Raw genomic sequence first — 12037 nt, 5'->3', positions numbered from 1 at the left:
CGAGAGAGGGGGGCTCCGTATGAACGACAGCAGTCCCGAGCCGCGAGACCCGTGGGCGCCGCCCGAGCGGCCCGTGGTGGACCTGGGCAAAGCGCAGGCCGCGCACGGCACATCGAGCGGGTCGGGCCCGCCGTCCGTGCACGACCAGCCGACGCTCGCCGGGATGCCCGGCGACGGGACGACGACCCCCGCCGGGCCCGGGCCCGGCACGTCCGGTCCCGCCGCGAGCGCCCCGGCGGCCGGCCCCGCCCCGGCGGCGTACGGATACCCGGCGGCCCAGCCCGGCTACGGATACCCCGGCGACGCGGGGTATCCCGGTCCCGGGTATCCCGGCCATCCCGGGTACCCCGCCCAGCAGGGGTACCCGTTCCCCGGCGGCTACCCGCCGTACGGGCGTCAGCCCAGCAACGGCTTCGGCATCACCTCGCTGGTCCTCGGCATCCTCGCGGTCGTGGGCTGCATCACCAGCTTCATAGCCGTGGCGCTCGGGATCGGGGCCGTCGTCTTCGGCGCCCTGGGCAAGGGCAAGGCCAACCGCGGCGAGGCCGACAACGGCGGAATGGCCCTCGCCGGCATCATCCTGGGCGCGGTCGGCATCGCGCTGGGCCTCCTGATGCTGTTCGCCATGTTCGCCCCGTTCCTCGACGGCGGATGGGACGACGGCCCGCGCCGCGAGAGCCCGTATTCGGACTCACGGCTTCACGAACGGGTCTGAAGCCACGGCCAGTCGGCGTTCCGGCCGCCCTCGATCAGCGAGACCATCCGGAAGGCCGCGTCCGTGAGGCCGCCGAAGGTGTGCCGGTTCCCGCTGCCCGAGGGAGCGTGGCCCACCCGGTAGCCGGCCAGGTTCCAGGTGTAGACGGGCACGTCGGACGGCACGTGCTCCGTCGGGTCCCCGCTGTAGCCGTAGGAGCCCGCCTGCTCGTCCGTCACGATCAGCACCCGGTCGTGGTCCCGGTAGTGCTTCTTCACGGCCTCGGCGGTGTAGGTGCCACCGAGGTCCCCGAACCGTTCGAGCACCTTCAGCACGGACTCGCCCCGGGTGTGGGGGACCGCCTCGCTGGACGTCCCGAACTGCACGAGGTCGGCCCGCTCGGCCCGCAGGGCCAGCGCCGCTCCGAAGACGGCCGCGGCGTCGGCCCGGTTGAGGCGGGAGCGGTCCGAGAGCGGGGACCACATCGACCCGGAACGGTCGACGAGGACCAGCGTGCGGCCCGGCAGCGCCGGTACGTTGGCCAGTGAGTGGCCGAGCGCCTGCTCCAGCGGGTACGCCCAGCGCAGCGAGGGCGCGTGCTGGTAGGCGGCCAGGTAGCGGAAGGGGAACTGCCGCGACCGGGCGACGACCTCCGGGTCGGAGATCTTCGCGGCGACCTGCGCGGCCACCGCGTCCGAGACCCCGGCCTCGTCGAAGTTGCGCAGGTTGCGCAGCAGCGCCATCGACCCCATGGACGGAATGACCGCCTCCCAGGCGGCCGCGTCCAGCGGCCCCTGCAGCCAGCCGGCCAGCGCCTCCCAGGTCATGCCCGCCGCCGCGAGCCGCTCGGCGCCGTCCGCCGCGAGGACCACGGCCCTCCGCTCGGAGACCGGCAGCTCCATCAGCGCCCGATGGGCGGCGAGGGTGCGGGCGCCCGCCGGGACCTGCGCGGTCTGCGGGTTGTGCCTGCGGTCCAGGGCGTAGCGGAACAGCTCGCCCTGCCAGGGCTTGTCGGGGTCGGGGGAGGCGTGCACGAGGTTGAGGACGTCACCGAAGCGGTAGGCCTTGGAGTCGGTGTCGTACTTCAGCAGCGAGGTGCCGGAATAGAGCCGGCGCACGGCGTCGGCGATCCCGCGCTTGACGGGCTTGGGCACCGCCCGCCCGTACGCGGCCGTCCAATAGGCCAGCAGTTCACCGGGCTCGTCCGCGCGCCGCAGTACGGAGTCCACGACCCGGCGGTTCGACGGGCCGTCGGTTACGCCCGCGTCGAGCCTGGCCTTCACGTACTCCGCAGCGCCGACGAGGGAGGCGGTGCGCATGTTCGCGTCCCCGCGCAGCCAGCCCAGCAGGCCGGCCGTCCACTCCGGGTCCTCGACGGCCAGGGTACGCACGAGCGCGGCGAAGCGGTCGTCGCGCGCCTCACCGCTCTCGTAAGCGGTGCGCTGCGTGACGAAGTTGGCGACGGCGAGCAGAAAGAGTTCGGAGCGCGGATCGCGCAGACGGCCCGGCCCGCCCTGGGCGGTGCGGGCGTGTCCGGTGGAGCGCACCGGGGAAGTGGGCGCGGCGGACGCCGACTTGACGAGCGCGCGCAGGTTGAAGCGAGCCATGTGAATCCCCCCGAATTCGATGGAAGCGGGGGAGGCGTTGCGTGGAGGATGCCCGAGATCGGGAGTCGGCGGCGGACTTGTGTCAGCTGCTCTGATCTTCTGAGCTACCGGCCGGAGCCGGGCGGGACTTGAACCCGCGACCCGCTGATGAGAAGAAGTAACCGTCGCCTGCGCACCGGGCGTCCCCCACGCGGCCTCCCGAGATCAAGGTGGCGGCGGCCTGGGTTTTCTTTGCAAAAGAAGGAGCCGCAGCCTGCGCACCGGGAGGTGCGTGACGTAGGTGTCCAGAGAACAAGGCCGGCGAAACCACAAGGTGCTCTGCCAACTGAGCTACACCGGCCGGAAGCCGGTGACGGGACTCGAACCCGCGGCCGCCCGATCTGGAGTCGAAGTAGGTCTCGCCTTCGCACCTGGACGAGGAACACGTTATGCGGCGCCCTTCCGGCTCCGCCAGCCAATTACCGCCGGCTGGGGCTCCGCCGCCACCAGCGGTGTTTCGTCACGCGCCGCCTTCGCGCAGCCGCTCCCGGGCCTCCATCAGGGCGAAGCCCAGCAGGTTCAGCCCGCGCCAGCGCGCCGGATCCAGGGCGCGCTCGTCGTCGGCGGCCAGCCCGATCCCCCAGATCCGGTCCATCGGGCTCGCCTCCACCAGCACACGGTCCCCGGTGCCCAGCAGGTAGGCGCGCATCGCCGGGTCGGAACCGAACTTGTGCACACTGCCCTCGACGACCAGGCTGAAGCGCTCCCGCTCCCACACCGCGTTGTCGAAGCCGCGCACCAGCCGCCCGACCTTCTTCGCCTCGGCCGGGCTCTTCGCCTCCACCGCGGCGCGCTCGGCCTCCGGGTCCCCGAACAGCCGGGCCTTGCCGGCCATCATCCAGTGCTCGGCCGTGGCATATCGGACGTCACCGACAGTGAATGCGGACGGCCACCACTGGCTCAGGCAGCTCGGACCGAGCTTGCCGTCGGGCCGCGCCCGGTGCCCCCAGAACGGCAGGTACTTCACCCGCTCACCACGGCTGACCTGCTTGATCAGGTCCTCGATCATCTCCATGCACGCGAGTGTGGCACCCGCCACTGACACTTCGTACGGGATTTTCGGCGTGCCTCGACACATGGTCGACCGATTCCGTCGCGTAATCAAAAGGCAACAACGGAATCACTTGGCCGAGGGCACCGCCTCTGTCAGGATCGGCACTCAATTCGAGCTGTAGCTCGAACTGTAGCTACGGAGAGCGTGAGAGCGTGATGGGCAACCGCTTCCAGGTCAGGGACCGCTTCGCGGACGGCGCGCAGTACATCGACGGAAAGCTCCGGGCCGGAACCTCCGGCCGGTCACACACCGTGGTCGACCCGGCCACCGGCGAGGAGGTCCTGACCTACGAGCTGGCGAGCACCGCGGACGTCGACGAGGCCGTCGCCGCCGCCGAGCGCGCGTTCCCGGCCTGGTCCGGCGCCACCCCCGGCGAGCGTTCCGACGCCCTGCACCGGCTGGCCGCCGTGCTGGCGGAGCAGGCCGAGGACTTCGCGCACGCCGAGTCCCTCCAGTGCGGCAAGCCGATCAAGCTGTCCACCGAGTTCGACGTGCCGGGCACCATCGACAACACCGCCTTCTTCGCGGGCGCCGCCCGCCACCTCCAGGGGCAGGCCGCCGCAGAGTACTCGGGCGACCACACCTCGTACGTTCGCCGCGAGGCCATCGGGGTCGTCGGCTCCATCGCCCCCTGGAACTACCCGCTGCAGATGGCCGCCTGGAAGATCCTCCCGGCGATCGCGGCGGGCAACACCATCGTGCTCAAGCCCGCCGAGCTCACCCCGCTGACCTCCCTGATGTTCGCCCAGGCGGCCAAGGACGCGGGCCTGCCCGACGGCGTGATCAACATCGTCACCGGGGCCGGCCGCGACGCGGGCGAGCACCTGGTGGGCCACCCCGACGTGGTGATGACCTCCTTCACCGGCTCCACCGCCGTCGGCAAGCGGGTCGCGGAGATCGCCACCGCCACCGTGAAGCGCCTGCACCTGGAGCTCGGCGGCAAGGCCCCCTTCCTCGTCTTCGACGACGCCGACCTGGAGGCCGCCGCGCACGGCGCCGTCGCCGCCTCCCTGATCAACACCGGCCAGGACTGCACCGCCGCGACCCGCGCCTACGTGCAGCGCCCCCTGCACGACGCCTTCGTCGCCCGGGTCGCCGAGCTGATGGAGACCGTCCGCCTCGGGGACCCCTTCGCCCCCGGCACCGACCTCGGCCCGCTGGTCTCGCACGCCCAGCGCGACCGCGTCGCCGGGTTCGTCGAGCGCGCCCGCCACTACGCCACCGTCGTCACCGGGGGCGAGGTCCCGGGCGGCGAGCTCGCCCCCGGCGCGTACTACCGGCCCACCCTCATCACCGGCGCCGCCCAGGACAGCGAGGTGGTCCAGTCGGAGATCTTCGGCCCCGTCCTCGTGGTCCTGCCCTTCGACAGCGACGACGAGGGCATCGCGCTGGCCAACGACACCCCGTACGGACTCGCGGCCTCCGCCTGGAGCCGCGACCTCTACCGGGCGAACCGCGCCACCCGCGAGATCAAGGCGGGCTGCGTGTGGGTCAACGACCACATCCCGATCATCAGCGAGATGCCCCACGGCGGCTACAAGGCGAGCGGCTACGGAAAGGACATGTCCGCCTACTCCTTCGAGGAGTACACGCAGGTCAAGCACGTGATGTACGACAACACAGCGGTAGCCGCGAAGGACTGGCACCGCACGATCTTCGGGGACCGATAACCGATCACCGCCTGACCAGCGGTCCACCTCCCGAAAGGCCACAGCGCATGGAGCAGTACGAGCCCGACCGCCTCTCGGCGGTGCAACTCGCCGCGATGCGGCGCAGCCTCGGCAGTGGGCGCGGCGCCCTCACCCGCCGCTCGCTGCTGCGCGCCTCCGGAGTCGGAGCGCTCACCCTCGGCGGCCTGTCCACCCTCGCCGGGTGCGGCATCCCGCCCGCCAAGCGGGAGGGCGGCGCGGCCGCCGCCTCCGACGACCACTCGGCGCAGGAGAAGGAGATCAACTTCTCCAACTGGACCGAGTACATGGACACCAGCGAGGACGAGAAGTCCCGTCCCACGCTGGAGGAGTTCACCAAGCGGACCGGGATCAAGGTCAAGTACACCGAGGACATCAACGACAACGTCGAGTTCTTCGGAAAGATCAAACCGCAGCTCGCGGCCGGCCAGGACACCGGCCGGGACCTGATCGTCGTCACCGACTGGCTCGCCGCGCGCTTCATCCGCCTCGGCTGGGCCCAGAAGCTCGACCCCTCGCACCTGCCGCACGCCTACGCCAACCTGTCGCCGCAGTTCCGCAGCCCCGACTGGGACCCGGGCCGCGCGTACAGCTACCCCTGGACCGGCATATCCACCGTCATCGCCTACAACGAGAAGGCGACGGACGGCAAAAAGGTCGACTCCGTCACCCAGATGCTCGACGACCCGTCCCTCAAGGGCCGCGTCGGCTTCCTGACGGAGATGCGCGACAGCGTCGGCATGACCATGCTCGACCAGGGCAAGAACCCCTCCTCCTTCACGGACGCGGACTTCGACGAGGCGATGGGCCGGCTCCAGAAGGGCGTCGACAAGAACCAGATCCGGCGCTTCACGGGCAACGACTACACCTCCGACCTCGACAAGGGCGACCTCGCGGCCTGCCTCGCCTGGGCGGGCGACGTCATCCAGCTCCAGGCCGGCAACCCGGACATCAAGTTCGCGATCCCCGCCGCCGGCTACATCACCTCCAGCGACAACCTGCTGGTCCCCGCCAAGGCCCGGCACAAGGCCAACGCCGAGCGGCTCATCGACTACTACTACGAGCTCCCGGTCGCCGCCCAGCTCGCGGCGTACATCAGCTACGTCTGCCCCGTCGAGGGCGTCAAGGACGAGCTCGCGAAGATCGACGCCGAGCTCGCGGAGAACACCCTGATCGTCCCGGACAAGGCGATGACCGCCAAGTCCCACGCCTTCCGCTCCCTCACCAGTGAGGAAGAGACGGCGTACGAGGAGAAGTTCGCCAAGCTCATCGGCGCGTAACGGCCGGCGCCGCACCGCGCCCGCTCCTCCCCCGACCTCTTCGCCCACCCAACCCCGGGACCATCCATGACTGACAAGACCGCGGGCGGCGACGTCCGCCTCTCCGGGATCAGCAAGCACTACGGCACCTTCACCGCCGTGCACCCGCTGGACCTGACCATTCCCCAGGGCTCCTTCTTCGCCCTGCTCGGCGCCTCCGGCTGCGGCAAGACCACCACCCTGCGCATGATCGCGGGACTGGAGGAGCCCTCCACCGGCACGGTCCACCTCGGCGACCGGGAGGTCACCGACCTGCCGCCGTACAAGCGCCCGGTCAACACGGTCTTCCAGAGCTACGCGCTGTTCCCGCACCTCAGCATCTTCGAGAACATCGCCTTCGGCCTGCGCCGCCGCGGAATCAAGTCGGTCAAGAAGCAGGTCGACGACATGCTGGACCTGGTCCAGCTCGGCCAGTTCGCCCAGCGCAAGCCGCACCAGCTCTCCGGCGGCCAGCAGCAGCGCGTCGCCGTCGCCCGCGCCCTGATCAACCACCCCCAGGTGCTGCTCCTCGACGAGCCGCTCGGCGCCCTCGACCTCAAGCTGCGCCGCCAGATGCAGCTGGAGCTCAAGCGGATCCAGACCGAGGTCGGCATCACCTTCGTGCACGTCACGCACGACCAGGAGGAGGCCATGACCATGGCCGACACGGTCGCCGTGATGAACGGCGGCCGCGTCGAGCAGCTGGGCGCCCCCGCCGAGCTCTACGAGAACCCGCGGACCACCTTCGTCGCCAACTTCCTCGGCACCTCCAACCTCATCGAGGCCTCCGTGGAGTCCGCCGGCTCCGACGTCGTGGTCTCGGCCTGCGGCACCACCCTCCGGCTGCCCGCCGCCCGGTGCTCGACCACGCCCAGCGCCGGCGGGAAGCTGCTGGTCGGTGTGCGCCCGGAGAAGATCTCCCTGGTCCCGGCCGAGGAGGAGCACACCATAGCCACCGGCCGGAACAAGATCACCGGCCGTGTCGCGGACTCCTCCTTCATCGGCGTCTCCACCCAGTTCGTCATCGACAGCCCCGTCTGCCCCCGGCTCGAGGTCTACGTCCAGAACATCGAGCGCGACAGCCGCCTGGTCCCGGGCGCCGAGGTGGTCCTGCACTGGAACCCGGAGCACACCTTCGGCCTCGACGCCGGCCAGTCCGTGCTTGCAGGGACGATGGGCGACGCGGGCATCGAGACGGTCGAGGAGAGCGCGTGACCGCCACCGCCGCGCCGCCCCAGGCGCCCGCCCCCGCCGGACCCCCGGTCCACAAGCCGTCCGTGCGCAAGCGGCTGGTCCCGTACTGGCTGCTGCTCCCCGGCATCCTGTGGCTGCTGGTCTTCTTCGTCCTGCCGATGGTCTACCAGGCCTCCACATCGGTGCAGACCGGCTCCCTCGAAGAGGGCTTCGAGGTGACCTGGCACTTCCAGACGTACTGGGACGCCTTCACCGAGTACCTGCCGCAGTTCCTGCGCTCCCTGCTCTACGCCGGCACCGCCACCGCGCTGTGCCTGCTGCTCGGGTACCCGCTGGCCTACCTGATCGCCTTCAAGGCCGGCCGCTGGCGCAACCTGCTCCTGGTCCTGGTCATCGCCCCGTTCTTCACCAGCTTCCTGATCCGCACGCTGGCCTGGAAGACGATCCTCGCCGACGGCGGACCGGTCGTCGCCGGACTCAACGCGATCGGCTTCCTCGACGTCACCAGCTGGCTCGGCATGACCGAGGGGGACCGGGTGCTGGCCACGCCGCTCGCGGTCGTCTGCGGCCTGACCTACAACTTCCTCCCCTTCATGATCCTGCCGCTGTACTCCTCTCTGGAGCGCATCGACACCCGCCTCCACGAGGCGGCCGGAGACCTGTACGCCCGCCCCGCCACGGTCTTCCGGAAGGTCACCTTCCCGCTCTCCATGCCGGGCGTGGTCTCCGGGACCCTGCTCACCTTCATCCCGGCGAGCGGCGACTACGTGAACGCCGAACTGCTCGGCTCCACGGACACCCGGATGATCGGCAACGTCATCCAGTCGCAGTACCTGCGGATCCTCGACTACCCGACGGCGGCCGCGCTGTCCTTCATTCTCATGGCGATCGTGCTGATCATGGTCACCATCTACATCCGCCGAGCGGGGACGGAGGACCTGGTCTGATGCGCACCCCCCTCACCTGGCTGCGGCGCAACCTGGTCGTGATCGCGGGGCTCGCCACGCTCGCGTACATGATCCTGCCGAACGTCGTCGTCACCGTCTTCTCCTTCAACAACCCCTCCGGGCGCTTCAACTACGCCTGGCAGGAGTTCTCGCTCGACGCCTGGAAGGACCCCTGCGGCGTCGCCGACATGTGCGGCTCCCTCGGGCTCTCGCTGCAGATCGCCCTGTGGTCCACGCTCGCGGCGACCGCCCTGGGCACCGCGATCGCCTTCGCGCTGGTGCGCTACCGCTTCAGGGCGCGCGGCGCGGTCAACTCGCTGATCTTCCTGCCCATGGCCATGCCGGAGATCGTGATGGCGGCCTCGCTGCTCGCGCTCTTCCTCAACATGGGCATCCAGCTGGGCTTCTGGACGATCCTGATCGCCCACATCATGTTCTGCCTCAGCTTCGTCGTCGCCGCCGTCAAGGCCCGCGTCCTGTCCATGGACCCGCGGCTGGAGGAGGCCGCCCGGGACCTCTACGCGGGCCCGGTGCAGACCTTCCTGCGGGTCACCCTGCCGATCGCGGCACCCGGTATCGCGGCGGGCGCGCTGCTCTCCTTCGCGCTCTCGTTCGACGATTTCATCATCACCAATTTCAACTCGGGCAACACCGTCACCTTCCCCATGTTCGTGTGGGGCTCGGCCCAGCGCGGTACGCCCGTGCAGATCAACGTCATCGGCACGGAGATGTTCGTCATCGCGGTGCTGGTGGTCCTCGCCGGCCAGATGGCCGGCAACCGCCGCAAGAAGGCACAACCGAAGTAATTCGGAAAAGCACGTCGTCAGTTCCGTAGGGAGTTGGAAGCCATGGCCCCAGTCGCCATGCGTAGTGTTGCTGCGTCACTTTCCGAAGCGAAGCCGGTCTCGTACTGGCTGGACGACCCCGGCAAGCCGGCCGCCGAGCCGGCGCTCACCTCTGACGAGCGCTGCGACCTGCTGGTCGTCGGCGGCGGCTACAGCGGCCTGTGGACCGCGCTGCTCGCCAAGGAGCGCGACCCCGGGCGGGACGTCGTACTGATCGAGAGCAAGGAGGCGGGCTGGGCCGCCTCCGGCCGCAACGGCGGCTTCTGCGCCGCTTCCCTCACCCACGGCCTGGGCAACGGGATCGCCCGCTGGCCCGGCGAGCTGGCGAAGCTGGAGGAGCTGGGCGCCCGCAACCTCGACGCCATCGAGGAGGCCGTCGCCCGCTACGGCATCGACTGCGACTTCGAGCGGACCGGCGAGATCGACGTCGCCACCGAACCCCACCAGGTCGAGGAGCTGCGCGAACTCCACGAGGAGGCGCTCCGCCTCGGCCTGGCCGACGGGTCCGAATGGCTCGACCGGGACGCCGTGCGCGCCGAGGTCGACTCCCCGACCTTCCTCGCCGGCCTGTGGGACCGCGACGGCGTCGCCATGCTCAACCCGGCGAAACTGGCCTGGGGCCTGAAGCGGGCGTGCCTCGACCTCGGGGTGCGGATCTACGAGAACACCCGCGGCCTGAAGCTCGCCCCGGCGGGGCGCGGGATGATCGTGCAGACCCCCTACGGCACGATCCTCGCCCGCCGGGTCGCCCTGGGCACCAACATCTTCCCGTCGCTGGTCCGGCGGATCCGCCCCTTCACCGTCCCGGTCTACGACTACGCCCTGATGAGCGAGCCGCTGGACGACGCGCAGCTGGCCGCGATCGGCTGGAAGAGGCGGCAGGGCCTGGGCGACAGCGCCAACCAGTTCCACTACTTCCGGATCACCAGGGACAACCGGATCCTGTGGGGCGGCTACGACGCGATCTATCCGTACCGCGGCAAGCTCGACTCCGAGTACGACCACCGCCCCGAGACCTACCTCCGGCTCGCGGAACACTTCTTCACCGCCTTCCCCCAACTGGAGGGGCTGAAGTTCAGCCACGCGTGGGGCGGCGCGATCGACACCTGCTCGCGTTTCTCCGCCTTCTTCGGAACGGCGCACTCCGGCAAGGTGGCGTACGCGGCCGGCTACACCGGCCTCGGAGTGGGCGCCACCCGCTTCGGCGCGGACGTGATGCTGGACCTGCTCGACGGCCTGTCGACCGAGCGCACCCGGCTGGAGATGGTGAAGTCCAAGCCGATGCCGTTCCCGCCCGAGCCGTTCGCCTGGACCGGGATCGCGCTCACCAAGTGGTCGCTGGCCCGCGCGGACGCCCGGGGCGGACACCGGAACCTGTGGCTGAAGGCGATGGACAAGCTCGGCCTCGGCTTCGACAGCTGAGCCGACCGCGCTGCCCTGCTGACCGACCGGCCCGGCCCGGTGCTCGCCGACTGCGGCGCATCGCGGCTGGGCTTCTTCGTGCCCGCGGGCACCGCCTCCCACTGGATCGGCACCGGCGTACGGGGGGCCGGGCGCGGGGCATGGATCGAGGTCCCGTACCCGGGCCGGGCGACCGCCGGAGTGCGCTGGACGGTGCTCCCGGACGGGGAGGGGACCCTCACGGACCCGGTCCTGCTGGAGCTGGCCATGCACGAGGCCGCCGCACGCGCGCTGGTCGGGGAGTGCCGGAGCCCTTGACAAGGGGACCGCTTCGGCGGCCGGGAGTTCAGCCGGAACTTCGAGGCGTGCTGCGGCAGGACCGCCTGACCGCCAGCAGCAGCGGCGTACACATCAGCAGGCTGGCCAGCACGTCCAGCGGCCAGTGGAACCCCCGCAGCACCAGCCCGACGGCTGTCGCCCCCGTGAGCACGAGGGCGGCGGCCGCCGGCCACCACCGGCCCAGGTGCGGCCGCAGCAGCAGGGCCGCGCCCGCGTACGCCACGAAGGCCGTCGCGGTGTGGCCCGAGGGGAAATAGCCCGCGGCCCACGGCTCCAGCGGGCCGGGGCGGGCGGTCCACTCCTTCAGCGGGACGACCAGGGCCGGCACCAGGGCCATCGCCGCGACCGCGGCCACGGCGCCGCGGCGGTTCCCGCGCAGGGCGGCGTACGCGGCGGCGAGGAGCAGCACGGGCAGGGCGACCGGGATGTTCCCGAGGTCGGAGAGGCCCTCGGTGGCCGGGTCGGGGACGGTGCGCACCAGCGCGCCGCTCAGCCGGGCGTCCCAGGACAGCAGAGGGCCCCGCACCAGGACCTGCCAGGTGATCAGGGCGAAGAGGAGCGCGCAGAGCGCGCAGGCGGCGAGTTCGCCGTAAGGGGTGGCCGGCCGTCCCGGAACAGGGGGGATGGTTCCGGGACGGCCGCCCGGACCGGGTTGCCGGACGCCCCGGGGGGTTTGGGGCGGTCGGCCGTCCGATCGGTGAGGAGTGTGCGCGAACGCATGCCCAGTACGGCGCTGGGGAAGCCCGGTACTGGTATCGCCCCCGGTTTCCCCGGAGCGGGCTGTTTCACTCATCTGCAGAAACCGTACGGCAGCGGAAGGGGGACCGACAGCAGGAACGCGCTCCCGCCATCGGCCCCCCACAGCTTCTTCACAGTGCCCGCCCGTTACCGTCGGTACGGGGGGCGGGCACTGCGCTCGGACGTTCTAGTC

10 protein-coding genes and 1 pseudogene are annotated in these 12037 nt (G+C 70.9%); 8 read left to right on the top strand and 3 right to left on the bottom strand.

Translation table 11 applies throughout. The features are described from left to right. Positions 1 to 19 precede the first annotated feature (19 nt). On the top strand, positions 20 to 715 hold the full coding sequence (locus tag AB0F82_RS06160) for a DUF4190 domain-containing protein (protein ID WP_362624524.1): 696 nt from the start codon (positions 20 to 22) through the stop codon (positions 713 to 715). Here the strand turns inward: AB0F82_RS06160 and AB0F82_RS06155 are convergent. Together AB0F82_RS06155 and AB0F82_RS06150 are read right to left on the bottom strand one after the other, a co-directional pair. Next, positions 700 to 2301: a TROVE domain-containing protein gene (locus AB0F82_RS06155; protein WP_362624520.1), complete on the bottom strand. Its 1602-nt coding sequence runs from the start codon at positions 2299 to 2301 to the stop codon at positions 700 to 702. The two genes, AB0F82_RS06160 and AB0F82_RS06155, sit on opposite strands and share 16 nt — an antisense overlap. A 499-nt stretch (positions 2302 to 2800) precedes the next feature. Then, positions 2801 to 3355, bottom strand: a complete 555-nt coding sequence (locus AB0F82_RS06150) for an NADAR family protein (protein WP_356813338.1) — start codon at positions 3353 to 3355, stop codon at positions 2801 to 2803. A gap of 194 nt (positions 3356 to 3549) precedes the next feature. Between AB0F82_RS06150 and AB0F82_RS06145 the strand changes: the two genes are divergently transcribed. From AB0F82_RS06145 to AB0F82_RS06115, 7 genes and pseudogenes are all read left to right on the top strand, one after another. Next, positions 3550 to 5064 (top strand): gamma-aminobutyraldehyde dehydrogenase, encoded by a 1515-nt coding sequence (locus AB0F82_RS06145; protein ID WP_362624908.1) that lies wholly within the window; start codon positions 3550 to 3552, stop codon positions 5062 to 5064. Between the two features lie 47 nt (positions 5065 to 5111). Continuing rightward, positions 5112 to 6362, top strand: a complete 1251-nt coding sequence (locus AB0F82_RS06140) for a polyamine ABC transporter substrate-binding protein (RefSeq protein WP_362624515.1) — start codon at positions 5112 to 5114, stop codon at positions 6360 to 6362. A gap of 66 nt (positions 6363 to 6428) precedes the next feature. Then, a complete protein-coding gene (locus AB0F82_RS06135; RefSeq protein WP_362624511.1) occupies positions 6429 to 7595 on the top strand; it encodes an ABC transporter ATP-binding protein in 1167 nt (388 codons plus the stop codon). Beyond that, positions 7592 to 8521, top strand: coding sequence for an ABC transporter permease (locus AB0F82_RS06130; RefSeq protein WP_136231768.1), 930 nt, complete (start codon positions 7592 to 7594; stop codon positions 8519 to 8521). The genes AB0F82_RS06135 and AB0F82_RS06130 overlap by 4 nt, the downstream gene beginning before the upstream one ends. After that, on the top strand, positions 8521 to 9327 hold the full coding sequence (locus AB0F82_RS06125) for an ABC transporter permease (protein ID WP_362624504.1): 807 nt from the start codon (positions 8521 to 8523) through the stop codon (positions 9325 to 9327). The genes AB0F82_RS06130 and AB0F82_RS06125 overlap by 1 nt, the downstream gene beginning before the upstream one ends. Positions 9328 to 9369: 42 nt before the next feature. Next, positions 9370 to 10788, top strand: a complete 1419-nt coding sequence (locus AB0F82_RS06120; protein WP_362624500.1) for an NAD(P)/FAD-dependent oxidoreductase — start codon at positions 9370 to 9372, stop codon at positions 10786 to 10788. Between the two features lie 18 nt (positions 10789 to 10806). Next, positions 10807 to 11085: pseudogene (locus tag AB0F82_RS06115) on the top strand (hypothetical protein); the annotation flags it as partial. Between the two features lie 28 nt (positions 11086 to 11113). On the opposite strand, the gene AB0F82_RS06110 reads toward AB0F82_RS06115, so the two are convergent. Next, on the bottom strand, positions 11114 to 11632 hold the full coding sequence (locus AB0F82_RS06110; protein ID WP_362624498.1) for a phosphatase PAP2 family protein: 519 nt from the start codon (positions 11630 to 11632) through the stop codon (positions 11114 to 11116). Positions 11633 to 12037: the final 405 nt, after the last annotated feature.

The organism is Streptomyces virginiae (assembly GCF_040638905.1).
Lineage (GTDB): Bacteria > Actinomycetota > Actinomycetes > Streptomycetales > Streptomycetaceae > Streptomyces > Streptomyces virginiae_B.
Note: the sequence above shows the minus strand (reverse complement) of the source record. Positions and strands in the feature narration are given on the sequence as shown.